The 26,498-nt window shown below is 65.1% G+C and carries 23 protein-coding genes; 13 read left to right on the top strand and 10 right to left on the bottom strand.

Features of this window, described 5'->3' with window-relative positions:
* Positions 1-61 precede the first annotated feature (61 nt).
* Positions 62-1,987: an ATP-dependent zinc metalloprotease FtsH gene (ftsH, locus tag EV560_RS03075; protein WP_131854709.1), complete on the top strand. Its 1,926-nt coding sequence runs from the start codon at positions 62-64 to the stop codon at positions 1,985-1,987.
* Between the two features lie 133 nt (positions 1,988-2,120).
* Here ftsH and EV560_RS03070 read toward each other — a convergent pair whose 3' ends face one another.
* Positions 2,121-2,585 (bottom strand): SgcJ/EcaC family oxidoreductase, encoded by a 465-nt coding sequence (locus EV560_RS03070; RefSeq protein WP_165923296.1) that lies wholly within the window; start codon positions 2,583-2,585, stop codon positions 2,121-2,123.
* A gap of 236 nt (positions 2,586-2,821) precedes the next feature.
* On the opposite strand from EV560_RS03070, the gene glmM reads away from it, so the two are divergent.
* From glmM to EV560_RS03035, 6 genes are all read left to right on the top strand, one after another.
* Positions 2,822-4,165, top strand: a complete 1,344-nt coding sequence (gene glmM, locus EV560_RS03065; RefSeq protein ID WP_131853863.1) for a phosphoglucosamine mutase — start codon at positions 2,822-2,824, stop codon at positions 4,163-4,165.
* A gap of 247 nt (positions 4,166-4,412) precedes the next feature.
* Positions 4,413-5,279 carry an outer membrane protein gene (locus EV560_RS03060; RefSeq protein WP_131853861.1) on the top strand — a complete coding sequence of 289 codons (867 nt, stop codon included), beginning with the start codon at positions 4,413-4,415 and terminating at the stop codon, positions 5,277-5,279.
* Positions 5,280-5,449: 170 nt separating this feature from the next.
* Positions 5,450-6,562, top strand: a complete 1,113-nt coding sequence (locus EV560_RS03055; RefSeq protein ID WP_131853859.1) for an S-(hydroxymethyl)glutathione dehydrogenase/class III alcohol dehydrogenase — start codon at positions 5,450-5,452, stop codon at positions 6,560-6,562.
* 186 nt (positions 6,563-6,748) lie between these two features.
* A complete protein-coding gene (gene fghA / locus EV560_RS03045; protein WP_131853855.1) occupies positions 6,749-7,585 on the top strand; it encodes an S-formylglutathione hydrolase in 837 nt (278 codons plus the stop codon).
* Between the two features lie 71 nt (positions 7,586-7,656).
* Positions 7,657-8,088: a low affinity iron permease family protein gene (locus EV560_RS03040; RefSeq protein ID WP_131853853.1), complete on the top strand. Its 432-nt coding sequence runs from the start codon at positions 7,657-7,659 to the stop codon at positions 8,086-8,088.
* A gap of 242 nt (positions 8,089-8,330) precedes the next feature.
* Complete coding sequence (locus tag EV560_RS03035) at positions 8,331-9,965, top strand: arylsulfatase (protein WP_131853851.1); 1,635 nt, start codon at positions 8,331-8,333, stop codon at positions 9,963-9,965.
* Positions 9,966-10,037: 72 nt separating this feature from the next.
* Here the strand turns inward: EV560_RS03035 and EV560_RS03030 are convergent, their stop codons facing one another.
* Positions 10,038-10,805, bottom strand: a complete 768-nt coding sequence (locus EV560_RS03030; RefSeq protein WP_131853849.1) for an SDR family oxidoreductase — start codon at positions 10,803-10,805, stop codon at positions 10,038-10,040.
* Between the two features lie 123 nt (positions 10,806-10,928).
* Between EV560_RS03030 and EV560_RS03025 the strand changes: the two genes are divergently transcribed.
* The gene (locus tag EV560_RS03025) at positions 10,929-11,966 is read left to right on the top strand and encodes an L-idonate 5-dehydrogenase (protein WP_131853847.1); all 1,038 of its coding nucleotides are present in this window, start codon (positions 10,929-10,931) and stop codon (positions 11,964-11,966) included.
* Positions 11,967-12,340: 374 nt separating this feature from the next.
* On the opposite strand, the gene EV560_RS03020 is transcribed toward EV560_RS03025, so the two are convergent.
* Positions 12,341-14,014 carry a formate--tetrahydrofolate ligase gene (locus EV560_RS03020; RefSeq protein WP_131853845.1) on the bottom strand — a complete coding sequence of 558 codons (1,674 nt, stop codon included), beginning with the start codon at positions 14,012-14,014 and terminating at the stop codon, positions 12,341-12,343.
* Between the two features lie 252 nt (positions 14,015-14,266).
* Between EV560_RS03020 and EV560_RS03015 the strand changes: the two genes are divergently transcribed.
* Entirely contained in the window at positions 14,267-15,775 is a 1,509-nt protein-coding gene (locus tag EV560_RS03015; RefSeq protein WP_131853843.1) for a sensor histidine kinase, read from the top strand.
* Positions 15,776-16,004: 229 nt separating this feature from the next.
* On the opposite strand, the gene EV560_RS03010 is transcribed toward EV560_RS03015, so the two are convergent.
* Complete coding sequence (locus tag EV560_RS03010; protein ID WP_131853840.1) at positions 16,005-16,691, bottom strand: glutathione S-transferase family protein; 687 nt, start codon at positions 16,689-16,691, stop codon at positions 16,005-16,007.
* Between the two features lie 16 nt (positions 16,692-16,707).
* The gene (locus EV560_RS03005) at positions 16,708-17,451 is read right to left on the bottom strand and encodes a haloacid dehalogenase type II (RefSeq protein WP_131853838.1); all 744 of its coding nucleotides are present in this window, start codon (positions 17,449-17,451) and stop codon (positions 16,708-16,710) included.
* Between the two features lie 115 nt (positions 17,452-17,566).
* Here EV560_RS03005 and gpmI point away from each other — a divergent pair, with 115 nt between their 5' ends.
* Complete coding sequence (gene gpmI / locus EV560_RS03000; protein ID WP_131853836.1) at positions 17,567-19,081, top strand: 2,3-bisphosphoglycerate-independent phosphoglycerate mutase; 1,515 nt, start codon at positions 17,567-17,569, stop codon at positions 19,079-19,081.
* A 221-nt stretch (positions 19,082-19,302) separates the two neighbouring features.
* Here gpmI and EV560_RS02995 read toward each other — a convergent pair whose 3' ends face one another.
* Positions 19,303-20,202 carry a hypothetical protein gene (locus EV560_RS02995; protein WP_131853834.1) on the bottom strand — a complete coding sequence of 300 codons (900 nt, stop codon included), beginning with the start codon at positions 20,200-20,202 and terminating at the stop codon, positions 19,303-19,305.
* Between the two features lie 170 nt (positions 20,203-20,372).
* On the bottom strand, positions 20,373-20,942 hold the full coding sequence (locus EV560_RS02990) for an NUDIX hydrolase (RefSeq protein ID WP_165923295.1): 570 nt from the start codon (positions 20,940-20,942) through the stop codon (positions 20,373-20,375).
* A gap of 66 nt (positions 20,943-21,008) precedes the next feature.
* On the opposite strand from EV560_RS02990, the gene EV560_RS35670 reads away from it, so the two are divergent.
* Complete coding sequence (locus EV560_RS35670; RefSeq protein WP_165923294.1) at positions 21,009-21,230, top strand: hypothetical protein; 222 nt, start codon at positions 21,009-21,011, stop codon at positions 21,228-21,230.
* Positions 21,231-21,236: 6 nt separating this feature from the next.
* Here EV560_RS35670 and EV560_RS02985 read toward each other — a convergent pair whose 3' ends face one another.
* Positions 21,237-22,280, bottom strand: a complete 1,044-nt coding sequence (locus tag EV560_RS02985; protein WP_131853830.1) for a DUF3616 domain-containing protein — start codon at positions 22,278-22,280, stop codon at positions 21,237-21,239.
* 109 nt (positions 22,281-22,389) lie between these two features.
* Entirely contained in the window at positions 22,390-23,220 is an 831-nt protein-coding gene (locus EV560_RS02980; protein WP_165923293.1) for an alpha/beta fold hydrolase, read from the bottom strand.
* A gap of 121 nt (positions 23,221-23,341) precedes the next feature.
* Here EV560_RS02980 and EV560_RS02975 point away from each other — a divergent pair, with 121 nt between their 5' ends.
* Complete coding sequence (locus EV560_RS02975) at positions 23,342-24,325, top strand: GlxA family transcriptional regulator (protein WP_131853826.1); 984 nt, start codon at positions 23,342-23,344, stop codon at positions 24,323-24,325.
* A gap of 149 nt (positions 24,326-24,474) precedes the next feature.
* Positions 24,475-24,645 (top strand): hypothetical protein, encoded by a 171-nt coding sequence (locus EV560_RS35665; RefSeq protein WP_165923292.1) that lies wholly within the window; start codon positions 24,475-24,477, stop codon positions 24,643-24,645.
* 195 nt (positions 24,646-24,840) lie between these two features.
* Here EV560_RS35665 and aceB read toward each other — a convergent pair whose 3' ends face one another.
* On the bottom strand, positions 24,841-26,442 hold the full coding sequence (aceB, locus tag EV560_RS02970) for a malate synthase A (protein ID WP_131853824.1): 1,602 nt from the start codon (positions 26,440-26,442) through the stop codon (positions 24,841-24,843).
* Positions 26,443-26,498: the final 56 nt, after the last annotated feature.

Below are 26,498 nucleotides of genomic sequence, written 5' to 3'. Positions count from 1 at the left end.
GATTAATGCCTGAAACCCTTGGCCTAGACCGGTTGGACCGGGCGGCCCGATCGGACTGGTGATGAATCCGAACTTCCGTAACTTCGCCCTCTGGGTGGTGATCTTCCTGCTGGTCCTGGCGCTCGTGACGCTGTTCCAGAGCCCGAGCCAGCGCACCAGCACCAACGAGATCCCCTACAGCCAGCTCATCAACGAGTCCGAGGCTGGACGCATCTCGAATGTCGTGGTGGCGGGACCGGAGATCTCCGGCACCTTCTCGGATGGCCGCAGCTTCGTGAGCTACGTCCCCTATAGCGACCCGGCGCTGCTGAAGACGCTGGCGCAGAAGGGCGTGCAGGTCTCGGCTCGCGCGCCGTCGGAAGGCACGCCCTGGTTCATGGCGCTGCTCGTCAATTCGCTGCCCTTCGTCATCTTCATCGGCCTGTGGATCTTCATGTCCCGCCAGATGCAGAACGGCGCCGGCCGCGCGATGGGCTTCGGCAAGTCGAAGGCCAAGCTTTTGACCGAGGCGCATGGCCGCGTCACCTTCGAGGATGTCGCCGGCATCGACGAGGCCAAGGAAGATCTGACCGAGATCGTCGAGTTCCTGCGCGACCCGCAGAAGTTCCAGCGCCTCGGCGGCCGGATTCCGCGTGGCGTGTTGCTGGTCGGCCCTCCCGGCACCGGCAAGACCTTGACCGCGCGCGCTGTCGCCGGCGAGGCCAATGTGCCCTTCTTCACCATCTCGGGCTCCGATTTCGTCGAGATGTTCGTCGGCGTCGGCGCCAGCCGCGTCCGCGACATGTTCGAGCAGGCCAAGAAGAACGCGCCCTGCATCATCTTCATCGACGAGATCGACGCGGTCGGTCGTCATCGCGGCGCCGGTCTTGGCGGCGGCAATGATGAGCGCGAGCAGACGCTGAACCAGCTCCTTGTCGAGATGGACGGCTTCGAGCCGAACGAGGGCGTGATCATCATCGCGGCGACAAACCGGCCCGACGTGCTCGATCCGGCGCTGCTGCGCCCGGGCCGCTTCGACCGCCAGATCGTCGTGCCGAACCCCGATGTCGCCGGCCGCGAGAAGATCCTGCGCGTCCATGTCCGCAAGGTGCCGATGGCCCCCGATGTCGACCTCAAGGTCCTGGCCCGCGGCACGCCCGGCTTCTCCGGCGCCGACCTGATGAACCTCGTCAACGAGGCGGCCCTGTTGGCGGCGCGCCGCGGCAAGCGCATGGTCACCCATGCCGAGTTCGAGGACGCCAAGGACAAGGTCATGATGGGCGCCGAGCGCAAGTCGATGGCCATGTCCGAGGAGGAGAAGAAGCTGACCGCCTATCACGAGGCCGGTCACGCCATTGTCGGCCTCTACGTCCCCGCAGGCATCCCCGTGCACAAGGCGACGATCATCCCGCGCGGCCGCGCGCTCGGCATGGTCAAGTTCCTGCCGGAGGGCGACCGCTATTCGATGAAGTACAAGGAGTTCACCTCGCAGCTCGCGGTCGCCATGGGCGGGCGCGTCGCGGAGGAGCTGACCTTCGGCAAGGAGAACATCACCTCGGGCGCCACCGGCGACATCCAGCAGGCCACCAAGATGGCCAAGGCGATGGTGACGCAGATGGGCTATTCCGACGAGCTCGGCCTCGTCGCCTATGGCGACAACCAGGAAGAGGTCTTCCTGGGCATGTCGATGGGGCGGACCCAGAGCGTTTCAGAGGCGACGGCGCAGAAGATCGACAGCGAAGTGCGCAAGCTCGTGCATCAGGGCTATGTCGACGCTAAGGCGATCATCACCGAGCACCATGAAGAGTTCGTGCAGATCGCCGAGGCGCTGCTCGAGTTCGAGACGCTGACCGGTGACGAGATCCGCGACCTGATCGCCGGCAAGCGGCCCTCGCGCGATATCGACGAGACGCCGTCCGGCCCGCGCCACTCGGCCGTGCCGAGCGCCGGTCGTGGCCGCAAGCGCGACGAGCCCGATGCCGGGCTGGAGCCGCAGCCGCAGGCCTGAGACTGCTCGTGAATTCTACCGGCTGGCGCGCTCGTTCTGACGCGCCAGCGAATTCTCGAATGGCCTCTTCTCGGCTCAGCCGGGAACGCATCGGAGGCGGCCTCGCGGCCGCCTTTCGCTGTTCGGGTCGTCGCTATTGCGCGGGACGCGGCGAGGAGTGGTGGTGGGCGATGCGCCAGGCGCCGTCCTGTCTGATCAGGACGAAGGTGTAACGGGCCGGAGCTGTGAAGGCCTGGCCGTCCGGGCGCGTTCCGGAGAATTCGTAGAAGCCGGCCGCGACGACCTGATCGTCACCAAGGGCCGTCATGGCCTCGGCGCCATCTTCTGCCAGCTTGACCTGGCTGCGGCGGCGGGCGGCAGGTCCGAAATAGGCGCGCAAGGCGTCGGGTCCCACGGCCAGGCTGGTACCCATGGTGCCGTGTACCGAGGCTTGCGGCGTATAGGCCGCGATGATCCTGTCGACATCGCTGGCGTTGAATGCTGCCGCCCAATTCCGGACCGCCTCGAAAGCGTCCTCCTTTGGGCCGGCGAACGCGCCCGATGTGGAAGCCAAGATCAGAGGCGGCATCGAAGCCATGATTGCCATCGCGCGCCGCATCTGGAGCCTCATGTCGATCCAACCGCGGCCAGTCTGCCCCCGGTTCGCCTCGGGATGCCGTGATCTGGATCACATTGCGAATGGCGGTGCGGGCAGGGCGAGTCGGGTTCCTCTTCAGCCGGAATCAAGAAAAGATTCGTCACAAATTGTGAGAAGGCGGAAACCCATTTCCGCTATAGAAACGCTCAATCGTAGCGATTTACGCGGGTGATCTGCCCGATCTGGATCCAAGACACATGACGCGCAAATATTTCGGAACCGATGGCATTCGCGGCCGCGCCAATGGCGTGATCACACCCGACCTCGCGATGAAGGTCGGCCAGGCGACCGGCATCGCCTTTCATCGCGGCGACTATCGCCACCGCGTGGTGATCGGCAAGGATACCCGCCTTTCCGGTTACATGATCGAATATGCCATGGTCGCGGGCTTCACCTCGGTCGGCATGGATGTGATGCTGCTCGGCCCGATGCCGACGCCGGCGGTCGCGATGCTGACGCGCTCGATGCGCGCCGATCTCGGCGTGATGATCTCGGCCTCGCACAACCCCTATGAGGATAACGGCATCAAGCTGTTCGGCCCCGATGGCTACAAGCTCAATGACGAGGTCGAGACCGAGATCGCCAGGCTGATCGATTCCGACCTGTCGCAGCATCTCTCGACCTCGCCGCTGCTTGGCCGAGCCAAGCGCATCGACAGCGTCCATGCCCGCTATATCGAGTTCGCCAAGCGCACCTTGCCGCGCAATCTCAGCCTCGAGGGCCTGCGCATCGTCGTCGATTGCGCCAATGGCGCCGCCTACAAGGTCGCGCCCGAGGCGCTCTGGGAGCTCGGCGCCGAGGTGATCGCGATCGGCGTCGAGCCCGACGGCTTCAACATCAACAGGGATGTCGGCTCGACCGAGCCGGAGGCGATCAGTGCCAAGGTGCGCGAGCTGCGCGCCGATATCGGCATCGCGCTCGACGGCGATGCCGACCGCGTGCTGATCATCGACGAGCGGGGCCATGTTGTCGACGGCGACCAGCTCATGGCGGTGATCGCGCGCAGCTGGCAGGAAGATGGCCGCCTGTCGCAGCCGGGCATCGTCGCCACCGTAATGTCGAATCTCGGGTTGGAGCGCTATCTCGCCGGCCTCGGCCTGTCGCTGGCGCGCACCGCGGTCGGCGACCGCTACGTGCTCGAGCATATGCGCGCGCATGGCTACAATCTCGGCGGCGAGCAGTCCGGCCACATCATCCTCTCCGACTACGCGACCACCGGCGACGGCCTCGTCGCGGCGCTGCAGCTCCTCGCCGTGGTCAAGCGCATGGACAAGCCGGTTTCCGAGGTCTGCCATTGCTTCGAGCCGCTGCCGCAGATCCTGAAGAACGTGCGCTACAAGCAGGGCCAGCCACTGACGGAAAAGCCGGTCGTCAACGCGATCGAGGCGGCCAAGCAGATGCTTGGCGAGAGCGGCCGCCTCGTCATCCGCCCGTCCGGCACCGAGCCGGTGATCCGCGTCATGGCCGAGGGCGACGACCGTGACCTGGTCATGCGCGCCGTCGACGATGTCGTCGAGGCGGTGACCAAGGCTGCGGCCTGAGGCGGCAACCTGAAAGCCGGGTAGTACGGAGGCCGGTTCGCCGGCCTCATTGCTTTCTAGACCTTGCGAAATCTGCCCTTGGCGAGGCTGTGGAGATGCCACCTTGCCAGCCGGCAATATAATTTTCACGAAAAATCGTGGTTAAGCGGTAAGGTTAAGTCTCGTTTAAGAAATCGCTGGCAACGTCCTTCCCATTGGTAACTCGCGCGCGCTGCGTCCCGCTCGCGCAAACTCGAAGGACACTGCCATGGGCAGCCTGAAAACTTTTGCGCTTGCCGGTGCTATGGCGCTCAGTGCCGCCACCATGGCCAATGCTGCCGATCTGGCCTCCCTGCCGCCGCCCCCGCCCGAGCCGCTCGGCCTGAAGGGCACGATCAGCTCCGGCTGGTACCTGCGCGGCGATATCGGCATCGGTGTCCAGTCGGTCGACAAGTACGAGCAGGCCGATACCATCGCCTATGGCGGCAGCTTCTTCGGCAAGACCGACCAGACCGCGTTCTTCGCCGGCATCGGCGCCGGTTATCGCTTCAACAACTGGTTCCGTGTCGACGGCACGCTCGAATATCGCGGTGGCGGTTCGATCGGCGTCAACGACACCATCTACAATCCCTTCGCGTTGGGTAACCAGACCAACACCTACAAGGGCAACCTCTCCTCGATGGTCGCCCTGTTCAACGCCTATGTCGACCTCGGCACCTGGAACTGCCTGACCCCCTATCTCGGCGCCGGTATCGGTGTGGCGCGCAACCAGATCAGCGGCCTGAGCGACCAGGGCATCGTCTTCGCCAACCAGCCGTTCGGCCCGGTCTCTCCAACGCTCGGCGTCGCCAGCAGCGGCGACAAGACCGGCCTCGCCTGGGCGCTCATGGCCGGTGTCGGCTACGAGGTGAACAAGAACCTCACCCTCGAAGTCGGCTACCGCTACCTGAACCTCGGCGACGCCCAGTCCGGCCCGATCCGCAACGCCTTCCTGGCGGAGTCCTATGCCCCGCTGAAGGCCAAGTCGATCGACAGCCACGATTTCAAGATCGGCATGCGCTGGAACTTCGGCGATCCGGATTGCTGCGCCGTCGAGCGGCCGGTGTATCAGCCGCCGGTCGTGCGCAAGTACTGATCGCCTGATCTGATCACTATTCGGAGAGCGGTGCGGATCGAAAGATCCGCGCCGCTCTCGCTTTTCAGATGCCGGTTCAATGCGCGCGGGCGCATTGACAAAGGCGCCATGTCTTCGCCCTATCGCGCATCGGATCAGCGCCGCTTCGGCGATCGTGCGAGGAGATCACCATGAAGACACGTGCCGCCGTCGCCTGGGAGGCTGGCAAGCCGCTGACGATCGAGACCATCGAGATCGGCGGGCCGAAGGCGGGCGAGGTGCTGGTCGAGGTGATGGCGACCGGGATCTGCCATACCGACGCCTATACGCTCTCAGGCATGGATTCCGAGGGCAAGTTCCCGGCGATCCTCGGTCATGAGGGCGCCGGCATCGTGCGCGAGGTCGGCGCCGGCGTGACGACGCTGAAGGTCGGCGACCACGTCATCCCGCTCTACACGCCGGAATGCCGCAATTGCAAAAGCTGCCTGTCGCGGCGCACCAACCTGTGCACCGCGATCCGCGCCACGCAGGGCCAGGGCCTGATGCCCGACGGGACCTCGCGCTTCTCCTGCGATGGCGGTGAGGTCTTCCACTATATGGGCTGCTCGACCTTCGCGAACTTCACCGTGCTGCCCGAGATCGCGCTGGCGAAGGTCCGCGAGGACGCGCCCTTCGACAAGATCTGCTATATCGGCTGCGGCGTGACGACCGGCATCGGCGCGGTGATCTACACGGCGAAGGTCTGGCCCGGCGCCAATGTCGTGGTCTTCGGGCTCGGCGGCATCGGGCTCAACGTCATCCAGGGCGCGCGCATGGTCGGAGCCGACAAGATCATCGGCGTCGATATCAACCCGGGCAAGCGCGCCATGGCCGAGAAATTCGGCATGACCGACTTCATCAACCCCAGCGAGATCGGCACCGACAAGGTGGTGCAGGCGATCGTCGACCTGACCGGCGGCGGGGCCGACTTCTCCTTCGACGCGACCGGCAACACCAATGTGATGCGCCAGGCGCTGGAATGCTGCCATCGCGGCTGGGGTGAATCGATCATCATCGGCGTCGCCGAGGCGGGCAAGGAGATCGCGACGCGGCCGTTCCAGCTCGTCACCGGCCGGGTCTGGAAGGGAACGGCTTTCGGCGGCGCGCGCGGGCGCACTGATGTGCCGAAGATCGTCGACTGGTACATGGAGGGCAAGATCAATATCGACGACCTGATCACCCACAAGCTCTCGCTCGAGGAGATCAATCACGGCTTCGACCTGATGCACGAGGGCAAGTCGATCCGGTCCGTCGTCGTCTATTGAGGTGGCCGTCGCCATCTTTTTGCTCGATAGCTCCGCCGTGATTGGGGCCAACTAGCCTTCCTCGTCATGGTCGGGCTCGTCCCGACCATCCACGCCTTCTCTTTTCGATCGAGATGTTCAAGACGTGGATGCTCGGCACAAGGCCGGGCATGACGGAGGCGAAGCAGCGCGAAGGGAGATATGCGGATGGAATTGCTCTCGTCCTCGAAGGCCTTCGGCGGCCAGCAGCGCGTCTATCGCCATGACAGTTCGTCCTGCGCCTGTCCGATGACCTTCGCGATCTACCTGCCACACCAGATCGAGGACGGGCCGGTGCCGGTGCTCTGGTATCTCTCGGGCCTGACCTGCACTCACCAGAATGTGGTCGACAAGGGAGAGTACCGGGCGGCCGCGGCTGCGAACGGCATCGCCATCATTTGTCCGGATACCTCGCCGCGCGGCGAGCATGTGCCCGACGAGCCGGAGAACTGGCAGTTCGGCTCCGGCGCGGGCTTCTATCTCGATGCGACGCAGGAGCCCTATGCCAAGAACTACCGCATGGAGAGCTATGTCCTGCACGAGTTGCCGGAGCTGGTGGCGCAGAGTTTTCCGGTTGATATGAGCCGGCAAAGTATTTTCGGCCATTCGATGGGCGGGCATGGCGCGATCACGCTCGCCCTGAAGAATCCGGAGCGCTATCGCTCGGTCTCGGCCTTCTCGCCGATCGCGCAGCCGTCGACCGCAGGCTGGTCGCGGCCGGCCTTCGAGAAATATCTCGGGCCGGACGAGACGACATGGCGGGCCTATGACAGCACGGCGCTGATCGCCGATGGGCACCGGATCAAGGAATTGCTGGTGGATCAGGGCAGTGCCGACGGCTTCCTGCAGGAAGGCTTGCGGCCCTGGCTGCTGGAAGTAGCCTGCGTCAGCTCGGGCATCCCGCTCGAATTGACCATGCGCGACGGCTACGACCATTCCTATAATTTCGTCTCGACCTTCATGGCCCAGCACATCGCCTGGCATGCCGAACGGCTGAAGGCCTGAGAGCCGAACCCCTGCGCGGAACGCATCGCCCGGTCGAGGGTTACGATGCGTGTGACTGCCAGGGGGATGCCATGTCGGCCTATGATCAAGCGCCGTCCAAGCGCTCATTCTTCACGCGCCTGTCGCAGGCGGTGGCCCATTGGGCCGGCAAGCCGCAGACCTTCTTTCTGGCGCTAGCGGTCATCGTGATCTGGGCGATCTCGGGGCCGTTCTTCGGCTTCAACGACACCTGGCAATTGGTGATCAACACCTCGACGACGATCGTCACCTTCCTGATGGTCTTCATCATCCAGAACAGCCAGAATCGCGACACCGCCGCCATGCAGATCAAGCTCGACGAGTTGATCGTGCGGCTCGAAGGCGCGCGCGAGGAGTTGCTCGACCTCGAGGAACTCGACGAGGAGAAGCTGGAGGCGATCCGCACCGAGTTCGAGAAGCGGGCGGCGAAGGCGCGCGGGGCCCTGGAGAAGAGCCTCGACGAGAATGCGGAACGGGACGGCTGAGCGAAACGGGGTCCGCGTTCATTCTGATGACCGGGGAGGCACGAAGCACCGCGCTTTGCCTTGGCGTGAAAATCGATTCATGCCATTAGTATTCATGGGTGCCCATTTTTTCCTTCGCGGCCTGATCTTGCCAGATCGTCCGCGTGCCGCGGCTTTTTGACGCCTGATACCCACTTAAATCTTCGGAGTCTTCCCCGAGTTGTTTCCCTTTTTGGGAATCATGACTTTGTTGGAGGAATGCGATGACTAGCGATCTCAAAGACGCTCCCCTTCAAACACCGACGACCGAGCCCGATACACAGGTTGATCGACGCCGGATCCTGCTCTCGGGAACTGCGTTCGCGACCGCGGCGACATTTGGCTCCGGCGCGCTCGCGCAACAGCCGGCACCTGCGCCACGGGCTCCCGCGCCTTCCGGCGCGGCGCCGAACATTCTCGTCATCTGGGGCGACGATATCGGCACCTGGAACATCAGCCACAATAATCACGGGATGATGGGCTATCAGACGCCCAATATCGACCGTATCGCGCGCGAGGGCGTCAGCTTCACCGACTATTATGGCCAGCAGAGCTGCACTGCCGGACGCGCCGCCTTCATGGGCGGCACCGTGCCGGTTCGCACCGGCATGACCAAGGTCGGCCTGCCCGGGGCGAAGGAAGGTTGGCAGGCAAGCGACCCGACGATCGCGGCCCTGCTCAAGGACAAGGGCTATGCGACCGGCCAATTCGGCAAGAACCATTTCGGCGACCGCGACGAGCACCTGCCCGTCAGGCACGGCTTCGACGAGTTCTTCGGCAATCTCTACCATCTCAACGCCGAGGAAGAGCCGGAGAATATGGATTATCCGAAGAATCCGGAGTTCCGGAAGCGCTTCGGACCGCGCGGCGTGATCAAGGCCAGCGCGGACGGCAAGATCGAGGATACCGGGCCGCTCACCAAGAAGCGGATGGAGACGATCGACGAAGAGACATCGGCCGCGGCGATGGATTTCATCGAGCGCCAGGTGAAGGCGAACAAGCCGTTCTTCTGCTGGTGGAACGCGACGCGTATGCATTTTCGCACGCATGTGAAGGAGGCCAATCGCGGCAAATCCGGCCAGGACGAGTATAGCGACGGCATGGTCGAGCACGATGCGATGGTCGGCGTTGTCCTCAAGAAGCTCGACGATCTCGGGATCGCGGACAACACCATCGTCTTCTATTCGACCGATAACGGGCCGCATTACAACGCCTGGCCGGATGCGGGGACGACGCCTTTCCGCAGCGAGAAGAATTCGAACTGGGAGGGTGCCTATCGCGTCCCCGCCTTCGTGCGCTGGCCCGGTCGATTCCCGGCGGGCACGACGCTGAATGGCATCGTGGCGCATGAGGATTGGATGGTGACCTTCCTTGCGGCCGCCGGCATGCCTGATGTCAAGGAGCGCCTGATGAAGGGCGATACCTTTGCCGGGCGACAATATCGGGCTCACCCCGACGGCTACAATATGCTCGACTATTTCAGCGGCAGGACGAAGGAATCGCCGCGCAAGGAATTCTGGTACGTGAACGACGACGGTCAGGTCGTCGCCGCGCGCTACGAGGATTGGAAGGTCGTCTTCCTGGAGAACCGGGGCGAGGCCTTCGGCGTCTGGCGCGAACCCTTCGTCGAGTTGCGGGTGCCCCTGCTGTTCCACCTGCGGCGCGATCCGTTCGAGAAGGCGCAGCACAATTCCAACACCTACAATGACTGGTTCCTGGACCGCGTCTTCGTCATCGTCCCGATCCAGGGGCTGGCGGCGCAGTTCCTGCAGTCGATGAAGGATTATCCGCCCAGCCAGACGCCGGGCTCGTTCAACCTGACGAAGATCGAGGAAAGGCTTCGCGCAGCGGCGCAATAGTCGAAGCAGTAGAAGCGGCCCATCGCGCGCAGCGATGGCCCGCTCTTTCAAAGCCTGGTCTGTTGCGCGGCCTCAGACCGCGACGCTCAAGCCGCCATCGACCATCAGCAAATGGCCGTTGACGTAATCTGAGGCGGTCGAGGACAGGAAGATCGCCGCTCCGATCAGTTCCTTGGTCTCGCCCCAGCGCCCGGCCGGGGTGCGGCTCTTGACCCAGGTCGAGAAGGCCTCGTCGGCGATCAGCGCCTGGTTCAGCTCGGTGACGATATAGCCGGGGCCGATCGCATTGACCTGGATATTATGCTTGCCGAGCTCGGCGGCGAGGCCGCGCGTCATCGTCTTCACCGCGCCCTTGGTGGCGGTATAGGGCACGATCGTCGGGCGGCCGAGCTCGCTCATCACCGAGCCGATGCTGACGATCTTGCCGCGCTTGCGCTCGACCATGCCCTTGGCCACCGCCCGCGTGACATAGAAGACCGAATGCAGGTTGGTCGCGACGATCTGATGCCAGTCGGCGGCAGCGAAATCGACAAAGGGGCCGCGCTTCTGCATGCCGGCATTGTTGATCAGGATGTCGATCGGCCCGGCTTTCGCCTCGACCATGGCGATGCCTTCCTCGACCGCATGCTGGTCGGTGACGTCGAAGGCGGCGACCGAGACCTCGCGGCCGGCATCGGCGATCGCCTTGCGGGCGGCCTCGAGCTTGGCCGTGTCGCGCCCGTTCAGCACGACATGGGCGCCGGCTGACGACAGGCCCTCGGCCATGGCGAGCCCGATGCCCTGGCCCGAGCCGGTGACCAGCGCGACCTTGCCTTCCAGATTGAACAGCGACAGCGACATGGGTGCCTCCCTCCTGCGGCGAAACGCCGGGCCGATTTGCGATTGCGCCGGCTCACTTGGTTTCGGTAAGCAGCTTTCAATCGATTAGACAATCGTCGGAACTATCATCTCCGGAGGGTCGCCATGCGCGCCGTCGTCATCCATTCCGAAAAGGACCTGCGTGTCGAGGAGACCACCGCGCCGGAGCTCGGTCCGCTCGATGTCCGCGTGAAGATCGAGGCCGGCGGCATTTGCGGCTCGGATCTGCACTACTATCTGCATGGCGGCTTCGGCACGATTCGCGTGCGCGAGCCGCTGATCCTCGGCCATGAGATCGCCGGCACGGTCGAGGCCGTCGGCGGCGAGGTTTCGCGGGTGAGGCCGGGCGACCGGGTCGCGGTCAATCCGAGCCGGGCCTGCGGGCGCTGCCGCTATTGCCAGATGGGCCTGCAGCAGCACTGCACGGATATGCTGTTCTATGGCAGCGCCATGCGCTTCCCCCATGTCCAGGGCGGCTTCCGCGACGTGCTGGTGATCGAGGAGCGCCAGGCGGTCAAGCTGCCGGGCCATGTGCCGGCGGCGCAGGCCGCCTTTGCCGAGCCGCTCTCTGTCTGCCTGCATGCGGTCAAGCGCGCCGGCCCGCTGCTCGGCAAGCGGGTGCTGGTGACAGGCTCGGGGCCGATCGGCGTACTGACCGTGGTGGCGGCCAAGGCTGCCGGGGCGGCCGAGATCGTCGTGACCGATGTGGTCGATGCGCCGTTGCCGACGGCGCTGAAGATGGGAGCGACCGGCGCCATCAACGTCTTGGCCGAGCCTGACAGGCTCAAGGCCGAGTACAGCGCGGAGAAGGGCGCTTTCGACGTGATGTTCGAGGCCTCGGGCAACCAGCATGCGCTGACCGGAGCCTTTGACGTCGTGCGCTCCGGCGGCGTGATCGTGCAGATCGGTGTCGGCGGCAATTTCACCTTGCCGATCAACGTGCTGGTCGCCAAGGAATTCGACCTGCGCGGCTCCTTCCGCTTCCACGAGGAGTTCGACTGGGCGGTGCAGATGATCGGCTCGGGCAGCGTCGATCTCTCGCCGCTGCTGACGGCGCAGATTCCCGTCGAGCGGGCGATCGAGGCGTTCGACCTCGCGGCTGACAAGTCGAAGGCGATGAAGGTCCAGCTCGTCTTTGGGTGAGTAGCGTCATCCCGTGCGCTGCTGCATGCAATGCTGTTGCGCAGACACGGGACCGTGTGACGAGAAGGCCCTCTTTTCGCCGGTACGGCGCCCTATTCTGAGGCCGGCCCCGCATCTGCGCAGCGGCACTGCGCGCCGCAGCGCGTGCGGGATGACACCTTCATCCGCCGCTTAGATTCTCGGACCGGATATCGTATCCGGTCCGAGGATCCAGCTTCTGGTTTTCGCATCGGCTTTTCCGAAAGCCGCAAGCCAGTTTTCGGGCCGATGCGCTAGAGCATTTCCGCGTTTCTCCGAATCGCGAAAATTCTCTAACCTTTTGTTTTAACGCATTTTCTTCACGCGAACCGGTGTCCACTTCGCTCGAAAATGCTCTAGAACAGCCCCTCGATCTGCCCGGCAGCATCGACATAGATCCGCTCCGCCGCAGGCTCCCGCGGCAAGCCGGGCATCGTCATGATGTCCCCGCAGATCGCGACGACGAAGCCGGCGCCGGCCGAGAGCCTCAGCTCGCGCACCGGGACGAGATGGCCGGAGGGCGCGCCGCGCAGCGTCGGGTCCGCCGAGAAGGAATATTGCGTCTTGGCTACGCAGATCGGCAGGTTGCCGTGGCCGGCTTCCTCCAGCTCGGCGAAGCGGGCGGCGACCTTCGGGCCGAGCGAGAGGCCGGAGGCGCCATAGATCTCGCGCGCGATCGTCTCGAGCTTCTGCTTGAGCGGCATCTCGTCGGGATAGAGCGGGGCGAAATCGGCCTCGCCGCCTTCGGCGAGATCGGCGACCTTATGCGCCAGTTCCTCCGCGCCCTTGCCGCCTTCGGCCCAGTGGCGGCAGATCACCGCCTCGACGCCGAGATGGTTGCGGCAATAATTGCGGATCAGCTCGTGCTCGGCATGGGTGTCGCTGGTGAAATTGTTGATCGCGACGATCGGCGGCACGCCGAATTTGCGGATGTTCTCGACATGGCGCGCGAGGTTGGAGAGCCCGGCCTGGAGCGCGTGCAGATCCTCGTGGCCGAGCGCCTCCTTGGCAAGGCCGCCATGCATCTTCAGCGCGCGCACGGTCGCGACGATCACCGCCGCATCCGGCCGCAGGCCGGCCTTGCGGCACTTGATGTCGAAGAATTTCTCGGCGCCGAGATCGGCCCCGAAACCAGCTTCGGTGATGACGTAATCGGCGAGCTTCAGCGCGGCGCGGGTGGCAATCACCGAGTTGCAGCCATGGGCGATGTTCGCGAAGGGGCCGCCATGGACGAAGGCCGGCGTGCCTTCCAGCGTCTGCACCAGATTGGGCATCAGCGCGTCCTTCAGCAGCACGCTCATCGCGCCGGTCGCCTTGAGTTCGGCTGCGGTGACCGGCTGCTTGCCACGGCTGCGGCCGACGACGATGCGGCCGAGCCGCTCCTCCAGATCGTCGAGATCCTTCGACAGGCAGAAGATCGCCATGACCTCGGAGGCGACGGTGATGTCGAAGCCGTCCTCGCGCGGGTAGCCGTTGCCGTTGCCGCCGAGCGAGGAGACGATGCTGCGCAACGCCCGGTCGTTCATGTCCATCACGCGCCGGAGCGCGATGTTGCGGGCGTCGAGATCGAGTTTGTTGCCCCAGTAGACATGGTTGTCGAGCAGCGCCGCCAGCAGGTTATGGGCGCTGGTGATGGCGTGGAAATCGCCGGTGAAATGCAGGTTGATCTGCTCCATCGGCACGACCTGGGCATAGCCGCCGCCGGCCGCGCCGCCCTTCATGCCGAAGCAGGGGCCGAGCGAGGGCTCGCGCAGCGCGATCATGACGTTCTTGCCGATCCGCCTCAGCCCGTCGCCGAGGCCGACCGTGGTGGTGGTCTTGCCTTCGCCTGCCGGCGTCGGGTTGATCGCCGTGACGAGGATCAGCTTGCCATCGGGGCGCGAGGCGAAATCAGGGATTTCCGCCGTGTCGACCTTGGCGATGTACTTGCCGTAGGGATTGAGGGCTTGCTCGGGGATGCCGGCCGTTTCGGCGACGGCGGCGATCGGCTTCAGCCGAGCGGAGCGGGCAATCTCGATATCGGTCGGCATTCGGTCCTCTTGGGCCGCGTCGGAGCATGCAGCCTCTATGCGGAATCGGGCGGCACAGTGCCGCGAAATGCGATGCACTGCCAGTGCCCCTCGCAATGCCAGAGGCATGCCGCCCTGTGAAGCCTGTGTCTTTTGACGCATGTGCCGCGTTGCACGCCTGCTATTGCTGCGGTCGTGGCACGGTGGCAATCAGATGTGAGCCAGCGTTCGGGTGCGGGGCCTTTGCCGGCGGGCTTGGGGGACTATGCCGTAATGGCAGACGAGACTTGGCCGATTGGCGGCGGCGAGGCTGGGCGCTTGCTGCGCGGCTTCAGCGAATCCTCGTCCGCGCTCGGTGCGCCCTCGGCCTGGCCCGCCGCCCTGAAAGCGGCAGCGCAGCTGATGCTCTCGTCGCCGACGCCGATGACGCTGTTCTGGGGCGACAAGGGCTTCATGGTCTATAACGACGCCTACGCGGTCATCGCGGGGGCGCGGCATCCGGGCATCCTCGGCAAGAGCGTGTTCGAGGCCTGGCCCGAAGTGCTCGAGTTCCATCGCGACGTGATGGCCAAGGTGCTCGGTGCGGGCGGGCAGCTCTCCTATCGCGACCTGCCGCTCGAGCTGCACCGCAACGGGCGGGCGGAAGAGGTCTGGCTGAATGTCGATTACAGCCCGATCCTCGACGAGGCTGGCGAGCCGGCCGGCGTGCTGGCGATCGTCCTCGAGACGACGGAAGCGGTGCGCACCAAGCTGGCGCAGGAAGCGGCCGAGCAGGCTCTGCGGGCGCGCGAGCGCCAGCTGGCGCGGGTGCAGAAGATCGGAAAGGTCGGCGGGCTCGAGGTCGGCCTGCGCGAGGGCTTCGTCAACAAGCGTTCGCCGGAATATCTGGTGCTGCACGGCTTGCCGCCAGAGGCGGTGAACGAGAGCCATGAGGATTGGGTGCGGCGCATCCACCCGCAGGATCGCATCACGACCGAGGGCCATTTCCGCGAGGCGGTGGCCGGCACGGCGACGGACTATCATGCGGAATACCGGATCATCCGGCCCTCGGACGGGGCCTTGCGCTGGATTTCCGCGAATGCCGAGATCGAGCGCGACGAGGCCGGCAAGCCGCTCAGGCTGGTCGGCGCGCATATCGACATCACCGAGCGCAAGGAGGCGGAGGCACAGCAGCGCCTGCTGCTGCAGGAACTGGCGCATCGGGTCAAGAACTCGCTGGCGATGATCCAGGCCATCGCCTCGCAAACCTTCCGCAGCGCGACCTCGCTGGAAGCAGCGAACGAGACCTTCAGTGCGCGGCTCGCAGCGCTGTCGCGGGCGCATGATCTCCTGGTGCACGGCAACTGGTCGAGGGCGACGCTGCGCGACGTCGTCACCGGGGTCATCGGCATCCAGGGCGAGCCGGAGCGCTTCTCGATCAGCGGTCCCGCCGTCGCGGTCGGCCCCAAGCCGGCCCTCTCGCTTTCGCTGATCCTGCACGAGCTTGGCACCAATGCCGTCAAATATGGCGCGCTCTCCAATCAGACCGGGCGGGTCGACGTGACCTGGCGGATCGACGAGATCGAAGGCGAGCCGCATTTCCGGCTGCGCTGGCAGGAGAGCGGCGGCCCGCTGGTGACGCCGCCGGCCCGTCGCGGCTTCGGCTCGCGGCTGATCGAGCGCTCCTTCCCGTCGCAGCGGGCGCGGGTCGAGAACGCGTTTCCGCCCGCCGGCGTCGTCTTCACGCTCGATGCGCCGCTGGCGGCGCTGGGCGCGGAGGAAAATGGCGAAGAAGGACACTAGCGCATTTCCGCGTTTCTTCGAATCGCGGAAATGCTCCATCTATTTGTTTTGACGCATTTTCTTCACGCGAACCGGTATCCACTTCGCTCGAAAATGCTGTAGATCATCGGACCGGATACCGCACCCGGTCCGATGGTCAAGCTCCTTGTTTTCGCATCGGCTTTTCCGAAAGCCGCAATCCACTTTTCGGGCCGATGATCCACCCGAACGCGCCGAAACGGTCCGCCGCTCACGCCACCAGGTTGGCGTTCTGCGGGAAGAGGAACTTGCGCGCTTCCTCGTCCATCTCGGCCTTGAAGGCGAACTGGTCCTTGAGCGCCATCGCGCGCTGGGCGGCGGGCCGCGCCGAAATCTCGTCGAGATGGCGCTTGATGTTGGGAATCTGGCTGAAGATCTCCTCGCCGAGCGCGAAGGGGATGCGCGTCGCCCAGCCCCAGACGGCCATGTCGACCAGCGTGTAGCTGTCGCCGAGCATGTAGCGGTGCTTGCCGAGCTGGGCCTCGATCAGGCCCCAATGGCGCTTGGCCTCGTAGCTGTAGCGGTTGATCGCGTAGGGGATCTTCTCCGGCGCGGCGCGGGTGAAATGCACGGCCTGGCCGCAATAGGGGCCGATGCCGGTGGCGACGAACATTAGCCAGGACAGCATCTGGCCGCGCGCCTCCGGCGTGTTCTCGGGCAGGAACTGGCCGGTCTTCTCGGCGAGGTAGAGCAGGATGGCGCTGCTGTCGAAGATCTTCACGTCACCATCGGTCAGGGCCGGGGTCTTGCCATTGGGATTGATCGCCAGGAATTCGGGCTTGAACTGATCGCCGCGACGGGTGTCGACCGGCACCATCTCGTAGGGCAGGCCGGCCTCTTCCAGGAACAGCGCGACCTTCGCCGGATTGGGCGATGGGTGGTAGTAGAGCTTGATCATCAGGGTCTCCGGGCAATCAGCGGCGCGCGGTGGCGTAGGGAACGAGATCGGTCAGCGCCGCGATGGTGAGATCGGCGGCGAGGCCAAGCTGCTCGGGCTGCATGCGCAGGGCCTTGAACAGGGTCTTGGCGCCGACGAGGCTGGCCTGCTCCAGCTCTGCGCGCAAGATGGCGGGCGGAATGCGCTCGATGCGCGCCACGCTGAAGCCATGCGCCTTGGCGCCTGCAATGTCGAAGCCATTGGAGGAGACGAAGAGGATCTCGTCGCGGCTGAGGCCGAGCCGTTTCTCGACCAAGGCATAGCCGCGCGGATCCGGCTTGTAGATGCCGATCTCGTCGACGCTGATCACGGTCTCGAGCAGCCCGTCGATACCGGCGTGATGGATGAGCCGCTTCAGCATCGCGGGGCTGCCATTCGAATAGATTGCGAGACGAAAGCCGGACAGTGACGTCAGCGCCTGCCGCGCCTCGGGATAGAGCGCGAGCGCGTCATAGGCTTCGGCGATCTTGGCGATCAGCTCGGGCGTGGCGGCGAGGCCGAGCGTCTTCAGGGTGAAATCGAGCGACTCGCAGGTGACGGCCCAGAAATCCTCGTAGCGGCCCATCAGCGCCCGCAGCCAAGTGTATTCGAGCTGCTTCAGCCGCCAGATCTGGGTGATCGTCTCGCCGCGGCCGGGAAACGCGGCATCGGTGACGCCGGCGACCGACTGCACGTCGAACAATGTGCCATAGGCATCGAAGACCAGAGCCTTGAGCGCCATCTGCGTCTCCTCGGGTTTTGTTCCGCAGGGCCGGGTTTCCTTCTTAGCACTCGCGCCGTCGGCGGCGAGCGTGATATCCGCACGGGCAGTTTTCACAGATGCCGAAGGTCGCGCCATGTCCAACCGCCCCGTGATGCTGATGATCCTCGATGGCTGGGGCTGGCGCGAAGAGAGCGAGAACAACGCTGTCAGGCTGGCGAAGACACCGAACTTCACCCGCTATTGGGAAAGCTCGCCGCATGGCTTCCTGAAGACGTCGGGCCTCGATGTCGGCCTGCCTGATGGACAGATGGGCAATTCCGAGGTCGGCCATCTCAATCTCGGCGCTGGCCGCGTGGTCATGCAGGACCTGCCACGGATCAACCAGGCGATCGCCGACGGTTCGATCGACAAGGCTCTGGAGGCCAGCGGGCTTATCGCCAAGCTGAAGCAAAGCGGGGGCGCTTGCCACCTCCTCGGCCTCGTCTCGCCCGGCGGCGTGCATGCGCATCAGGACCATGCAGTGGCGCTGGCGAAGCTGGTGACGGCGCAAGGCGTCAAGGTGAACGTCCATATCTTCACGGACGGCCGCGATACGCCGCCGCAATCGGCCGCCGACTATGTCCGTGACTTCGTCGCGGCGCTGCCGGAGGGGGCGCGCGTCGCCAGCCTGTCGGGCCGCTATTACGCGATGGATCGCGACAATCGCTGGGAGCGGGTCGAGCAAGCCTGGAAGGCCATGGTCCTAGGCGAGGGCAAAGGCTTTGCCAGCGCCGAGGCTGCGATCGCCGGCTCTTATGCCGACGGGGTCAATGACGAGTTCATCGTCCCCGCCGTGATCGGCTCCTATGGCGGCATGAAGGACGGCGACGGACTGCTCAGCTTCAATTTCCGCTCCGACCGCATCCGCGAGATCCTGACGGCGGTGCTGGAACCGGAATTTTCAGGCTTTGCGCGCTCGCGCGTGCCGACGCTGGTGGGAGCGGTCTCGATGACCTCCTACAGCGCCGAGCTCGACAGGCGCATGGGGGTGCTGTTCGCGCCGCAGACGCTGGCCAACGGCCTGGGCGAGACGGTCGCGAAGGCCGGCCTGAAGCAGGTGCGCATGGCGGAGACCGAGAAATATCCGCATGTCACCTATTTCTTCAATGGCGGCGAGGAGACGCCCTCTCCCGGCGAGGACCGCGTGATGGTGCCATCGCCCAAGGTCGCGACCTATGACCTGCAGCCGGAGATGTCGGCGCCGGAGCTGACCGAGAAGGCGGTCGAGGCGATCTCGTCGGGACAATACGATCTCGTGGTGCTGAACTTCGCCAATCCGGACATGGTCGGCCATACCGGCGTGCTTGCGGCTGCGATCAAGGCGGTCGAGACGGTCGATACCGGGCTCGGACGCATCGCCGAGGCGGTGCTGAAACAGGGCGGCGCGCTGCTCGTCACCGCCGATCACGGCAATTGCGAGCTGATGGTCGATCCGAAGACCGGCAAGCCGCATACCGCACATACGACCAACCCGGTGCCGATCATGCTGATCGGGGGCGAGGCCAAGGCGCTCGCGAATGGGCGGTTGGCCGATATCTCGCCGACGCTGCTGAAGCTGATGGGGCTGGAGCAACCGGCTGAGATGACGGGTGGGTCGCTGCTGCGCTGAGGCGCTAGAGCATTTCCGCGTTTCCTCGAATCGCGAAAATTCTCTATCTACTTGCTTTGACGCATTTCCTTCACGCCGGTATCCACTTCGCTCGAAAATGCTCTAGTCGTCATGGTCGGGCTTGTCCCGACCATCCCTGTCTTCTTCGATGGGGGACGGTGTTCAAGACCTGGATGCTCGGCACGAGGCCGAGCATGACGGTCGTGCCTGCTCTCGAGGTCTCAGAAGCTATAGCCCAGCTTCACCTTCACCAGATGCTGGCTGAAATTGGTCAGGTCGAGATTGCCGGGCTCGCCCTTGGCCTTGCCGCCGAGCTGGATGTTGTAGGCGGCCGAGATCGCCAGATCCTTCGTCGCCTGCCAGTAGATGCCGGGGCCGGCGAAGGTGGCATAGCCCGCCTCCTTGCTGAAGCCGAGCGTGTTATAGGCGCGCATATGGCGGACCTCGCCGCTCAGATAGACGCTGTCCACGATTTGCCAGGCGAGCGAGCCGGAGAGCGTGAAGGTTGCGGAGCGGGCGTAAGGATCGGGCCCTGTCCAGGTCATGTCCTGCGAGACATTGAGTGCGGCGTAGAGCTTGCCCGGGATCAGCGTCGTGTCGGCGAAGAGGCGCAGGCCCGTGTTGTAGACGGTGAAGCGGCCGGCGCCCTCGGGGTCGATGCGGTTGAAGCTCGGATCGACCACCGCGGTCAGGCCGATGCCGTGCGCGTCGCGGGTGAGCAGCTTGTACTTCATCTCGATGCCGGCGCCGAAGGCGCGCTCGTCGGCACTGAAGCCGCCGACCGAGGCATTGGTGAAGTTGCCGAGCAGGTAGGGACCGACCTCCATGCAGGGGAAGAGCCCGTAGGAGCCCTGGAGCTGGCCGCCATGGCTGTTCGACCGTCCGGTCCGCGTGCCGAAGGCGCCGCCATAGGTGAAGCTTGGGCCGAAGGAGCCGACATCGGCGACATCCGAGCCGGTGGTGAAGCCGAAAGCGTCGGTGGGGATGCTCTCGCTCTCGGAACAGGCCGAGGCTGGCGGCGGGGCTGCCGGGGCGGCTTTGCGCGAGGGCAGGTCGGCGGCGAAGGCGGCGGTCACGCCGGCGCTGAGGAGCAGAGCGGCGGCGGCGAGCTTGAGCGGCATCGGGCAGGTCCTATTACGTCGCCAGAATGGTCAAGATGCAAATGATTTGCAATAGCGATCTTGCCGATTCCGACGACGGAAGCATCGTTCACGGCCGCCGATAAAGCGAGAGCCCGCAAGGCGACGCTAATGTAATAAAGTAACATGTTGCGCCGCGGCAACAGCCTCGCTCACGGCAACGGGAGGGAGGCCAGCCGGGCGAAGGCGCGCGGCGCGATCTCCTCGAGCGCGGCGACCGGCTTCCAGGCGGCGGCATGGACTTCCTCCTCCTGCGCCACCAGCGCGAGAGCGGGGTCGGCGAGGAAGAGATATTGCAGGTCGTGATGGATATGCGCCGGCTCGCCGCGCGACGGCTTGCCCGGTACGTCATGGCTGTCTATGGCGAAGGGCAGGTCGTCGCCGCGATGCCAGGGATGCAGCCTGAGGCCGGCGACGCCGGTCTCCTCGACCGCCTCGCGCGCCGCCGACTGGTGGAAAAGTTCGGCCGGCTCGTAATGCCCGCCGGGCTGGAGCCAGCGGCCGATCACGACATGGTCGATCAACAGGACCTGTTCATGGCCGGGCGAGAGCACGATGGCGCTGGTGGTGACATGGCCGGGGAAGGTGTCGCGGCTGTCGAGCGCGTGACCTTGCGCGATCTGCCAGCGCAGCAGGGCGAGATGCTCACGCGGGCTGGCGACCTCGGCGCGGAAGCGGGTGACGAGCGGCTCGAGCCGGGCGAGGAAGGATGTCGAGGTCATGGTGCTTGCTAGCTGATTCCCCTCCGCGATGGGTATGTCATGTGCTTGCAATCCACGCGCCCCAGCTTGGGTGCCCAGCAATCGGGTGGACGCCGGCCTTCCTGGCATTGCCCCGGGCCGCCGGGCCTGAACGCCGCTCACGTCTTCTCCAACACTCTGCTCGATGCAGCCAATTCAACCGGAGACGTCGACGCTTTCGTCTCGCGCCTGATCGCGATCGTGAACGGCCTGGACGATGCCGAGTTCCAGCCGGCCCGGTTCGAGAATGGCGGGCTGCGGTCGGGCTGAGGCCAGTCATTGCAACGGCAGGCGATACTCCTCGAAGTCGCCGTTCTTCTTGCCGTCATAACCGACGAGAAGGATCACGCCGTCCCTCGTCTCGGCGAGCAGCGTGACCACCTCCGCCTTGGCATTCCGCTTTTGCCGGAGTTCGCCGAGTTCCCGGGCTGCGTCCGGCTGGCGCGGATCGACCAGGATCAGCGCGTAGGGGACATCCTCCTCCTGGCGCGCGCCGACCAGTGCGATGAGCCTGCCGTCGGCAAGTGCGGCGAGATCGCGGATGCCACGGTCCTTGCCCGCATCGAATGCGACGATCTCGGGCTCGGCCCCAAGCGATCCGTGACCCGGCGCGAACAGCGCCGAGACGCTGGTGCCGACCAGTACGGCGCGACCGCCTGGCGCGGGAGCACGCAGCCCGGCCCACAGCCGGTCGCCGACCACCGCCACGCCTTCGATATTGAGCCCATCCGCGCTCATCAGATCCTTGCCGAAGAAGGCACCGGCGGCGCCGGCTTGCCGCAATGCGTCGCCGAGCCGGTAGGTCAGTTCGGCCGGCCCCTCGGGCTTGCCGGCGGCATCGACCTTGATCCGCGCCAGATGGAATGAGGAGAGGCGGAATTCGCCGGTATTGCGCGAGCAGCCATGCGAGCCGACGACATAAAAATAGGGCGCCGCGTAGGCGACGCCCTCGCTGTCGAATTCGCCGAACGAGCCCGGTTTCGGACAGGCGACCGAGGGCGTGGCGCCGAGCGTCGCGGCCGAAGGCTTGTCGCCGATGAGCGCGACTGTCTTGCCGGGCTTGATGCGCTTGCCCTTCAGCGTTGCGAATTGGGCAACGATATTCTCGTCATTGGCGAGCAGGCAGCGGCGCTCGCCATCATTCCGGGGCAGGCAGGCCAGGCCGCTGACATCCTTGGCGGGCTTGCTGGGCGTCTTGCCCGTGAAATCCGCGCTTGCCTGGATCTTGCGTTCCGGCTGCAATGGTTTGGCCGATGACGGACATGCGGATAACAGCAGGACGATCGCGCAGGCTACCGGGGCGAAGAGAGCAGGTTGCATCGCGTCCTCCAAGCTTACCTCTGATTGAGCGCACTTCGCCTGCTTTTGTCAAAACCGTCTGCCCGGACGGAGTGTGAGGCGAGCCGGGAGTCCGGCTCGCCCCTGTCGATCAGCCCTTGATGAAGGCGAGCAGGTCTGGATTGACGATCTCGGGATGGGTCGTGCACATGCCGTGCGGCAGTCCCTCATAGGTCTTGAGCGTGCCGTTCTTGAGCAGCTTCACCGCGAGCGGCGCCGAGTCGGCATAGGGGACGATCTGGTCGTCGCTGCCATGCATCACCAGGACGGGGACCTCGATCGTCTTCAGGTCCTCGGTGAAATCGGTCTCCGAGAAGGCCTTGATGCAATCGTAATGGGCCTTGGCGCCGCCCATCATGCCCTGCCGCCACCAATTGTCGATCAGGCCCTGGGAGACCTTCGCGCCCGGCCGATTGAAGCCGTAGAAGGGGCCGGCCGGCACCTCGATGTAGAACTGGGCGCGGTTGGCGGCGAGCGCTTCACGGAAGCCGTCGAACACCTCGAGCGGCAGGCCGCCGGGATTCTTCTCGGACTTGACCATGATCGGCGGCACGGCGCCGATCAGCACCGCCTTGGCGACACGGCCGGGCTCGGCGCGGGCGACGTAATGAGCGACTTCGCCGCCGCCGGTGGAGTGGCCGATATGGACGGCGTTCTTGAGGTCGAGCGCCCTGGCCAGCTCGATCACGTCGGCGGCGTAGGTGTCCAACTCGTTGCCGGTCGCGGTCTGGCTGGAGCGGCCATGGCCGCGGCGATCATGCGCGATCACCCGGAAGCCCTGATGCAGGAAATACAGCATCTGGTTGTCCCAATCGTCGGCGCTGAGCGGCCAGCCATGGTGGAAGACGATCGGCTGCGCATCCTTCGGGCCCCAGTCCTTGTAGAAGATCTCGGTGCCGTCCTTGGTGGTGATCGTGCTCATCTGTCGCTTCCTTCGGCTTCCGGGCGGCAGGAGCGTCGCCCTTCGATGTGGACGGTTATAGGCGGAGCGGTGCATGCTGCCGCTTGGCGGAACCGACAATGTGCGGGGCAAAACTGACAACATGACTACAGGCCGGCAAATCATCGCAGAGATCGGGCTGCTGCTCTATCCCGATGTGCAGCTTGCGGCCGTCTATGGCCTCACCGATCTGTTTCGGATAGCCGGCGAAATGAGCGAGGCGAACCGAGGGCCGGATGGGCCGGTGATCCGCGTGAGCCATTGGCGCCAGAGCGCGGATGGCGACGATGTCGAATGCGTCTTCGACAGCCATCCGGGCATGCCCAACAGGCCGGGGCACCTGATCGCCCCGCCGAGCCTGATCATGCCGGCGAAGATGCAGCCTATGCGCGGCTTCGTGAGCTGGCTGGCCGAGCGCCATGGCGAGGGCACGACGCTGTGCTCGGTCTGCGCCGGCGCCTTCCTGCTCGGCGAGACCGGTCTGCTCGAAGGCCGCGAGGCGACGACGCATTGGGCCTTCGCCGAGGAGTTGGCCGCGCGCTTCCCGGCGATCCGCGTCGATACCGACCGGATGGTGATCGACGATGGCGACATCATCACCGCCGGCGGCATCCTGGCCTGGACCGATCTCGGGCTCACCCTGGTCGAGCGGCTGCTCGGACCGAGCATCATGCTGGAGACGGCGCGCTTCCTGCTGATCGACCCGCCGGGCCGCACGCAGCAGCCCTATGATCATTTCGTGCCGAAGCTCGACCATGGCGACGCCGCGATCCTGAAGGTGCAGCATTGGCTGCAGGCGACCGGCGCCAAGGATCATACGGTTCCGGAACTGGCAAAGCGGGCGGGATTGGAGGAGCGCACCTTTCTGCGCCGCTTCCGCAAGGCGACGGGCCTGCGCTCGACCGAATATGCCCAGCAGATCAGGATCGCCAAGGCGCGCGAGGCGCTGGAACTCAGCCGTCGGCCGGTGGCGCAGATCGCCTGGGAGGTGGGCTATGGCGACGCCTCCGCCTTCCGCAAGCTGTTCCAGCGCGTCACCGGCCTCGCGCCGGCGGATTATCGCCGCCGCTTCGGCGTTGCCGGCTGAGCCGCTCAAAAACCCTCTCCAGCGCTGATCCTCGCAACGCCCGGCGGCTGGCCCGCGCTTTGCGCTGATCCTGATCGACAGGGCTACCACCGGCCTAAGCCGTACCAAATCGAGACGATCAGGTTCAATTCAACACAACTGGGGACGACATGTCGCAGCGTCAGCGTTCATCACGGCTATCGCGTATTCTCGAGCGCCTGAGGAAGCGCAAGCTCGCCGAGAAGAAGGCTGCAGCGCAGGCGCAGGGGGGAGACAATGCCACCCAGCGGCCGGAGCATTCCGCGCAGCAGGCTGCCTCGAAGACCGAGCAGAAGAACTGAGTTCCGCCGCGAGCGCTGTTGTTCGGCTGGAGCCGGCCGGACTATAGCGCTCGGACGGGATCATTGGACTGAGCGCGATCTGGAAAGCCGATGCGCTTCCCAGATCTCGCGGAAGAGCCGGTGAATCCGCCTCTCAACTATTGATAGAGACGCGCGATCAGATCGGCGCGTGCTCCAGTGTCGTCGGCCGAGGGCTCAGCCGAGCTTGGCGTAGGCCGGGAGCGTCAGGAACTCCTCGAATTCCGGCGCGAGCGAGAGCTTCGAGAAGATCTCGATCGCCTCGGGGAAGCGGCCCTTGGCATAGTTGTCAGGGCCGACCTCACCCTTGACGCGCTCCATCTCCTCGCTGAGGCAGCGCTTGAACAGGTCCTTGCTGACCTTGGCTCCGCCTTCGAGCTCAACGCCGTACTGGACGAACTGCCAGATCTGGGCGCGGCTGATCTCGGCGGTCGCGGCATCTTCCATCATGTTGTAGATCGGCACGGCGCCGCGGCCGCGCAGCCAGGCTTCGAGATACTGCACGCCGACGCGGATGTTCTCGCGGAAGCCGGCCTCGGTGCGCGTGCCCTCATGGATCTCGAGCAGGTCGGCGCGGCCGATCTCGGCATTGCCGAGCGGCCGGGCAAGCTGGTTGGCCTGCGGCATCAGCCGGTCGAACACCTCGTTGGCGACCGGGACGAGATCGGGATGCGCGACCCAGGTGCCATCATGTCCGTCGCCGGCTTCGCGCTCCTTGTCGGCGCGGACCTTGGCAAAGGCGGCCTCGTTGGCGGCGGGATTGTTCTTGACCGGGATCTGCGCGGCCATGCCGCCCATCGCGAAGGCGCCGCGTTTGTGGCAGGTCTTGATCAGCAGCAGCGAATAGGCGCGCAGGAAGGCCTTGCTCATCACGACCTGCGAGCGGTCGGGCAGGACATAGGCCTGGTTGCGGGCGAGCTTCTTGATGAAGGAGAAGATGTAGTCCCAGCGGCCGCAATTCAGGCCGGCGATATGGTCCTTCAGCTCGTAGAGGATCTCGTCCATCTCGAAGGCGGCCGGCAGCGTCTCGATCAGGACCGTGCCCTTGATCGTGCCGTTCTTCAGGCCGAGCGCGGTCTGGGCGGCGACGAAGACGTCGTTCCAGAGGCGCGCTTCCAGATGGGTCTCGAGCTTGGGTAGGTAGAAATAGGGGCCCGAGCCGGCCGCGAGCGCGGCCTTGGCGCAATGGAACATGTAGAGGCCGAAATCGACCAGCGCGCCTGAGGCGATCTCGCCGTCGATCTCGATATGGCGCTCCGGCAGGTGCCAGCCGCGCGGGCGGATGATCAGCACGGCGGTCTTGGCGCCGAGCTTATAGGCCTTGCCGGTATTCGGATCGGTGAAGTCGATCTGGTTGGCCCAACGATCTTTCAGGTTGATCTGGCCCTCGACCATGTTGGCCCAGACCGGCGAGGACGCGTCCTCGAAATCGGCCATGAAGACCTTCGCGCCCGAATTCAGCGCGTTGACGATCATCTTGCGGTCGACCGGGCCGGTGATCTCGACACGGCGGTCCTGCAGGTCGGCCGGGATCGGTGCGACCTTCCAGTCGCCCTCGCGGATATGCTTGGTCTCGGCCAGGAAATCCGGGGTCTCGCCGGTATCGAAGCGCTTCTGGCGCTCGGCGCGCAGGGCCAGCAGGCGCTTGCGGGTCTCGTTGAAGCGGCGCTGCAGATCGGCGACGAAGGCGAGCGCGTCATGGGTCAGGACCTCGTCGAAACGGGGGCCGATCGCGCCGGTGATGACGACGCCCTTGGGCAGGTTCAGACTGGTCGACATGGCTGCACTCGCTGATGGTTTCGTTCCAGGTGGGACTTATCGCTCCGAATGACTTT

Origin of the sequence: Allobosea sp. BK604, assembly GCF_004341515.1 — a bacterium.
In the GTDB taxonomy this organism is placed as follows: domain Bacteria; phylum Pseudomonadota; class Alphaproteobacteria; order Rhizobiales; family Beijerinckiaceae; genus Allobosea.
This window is presented reverse-complemented; position numbering and strand designations above follow the sequence as displayed.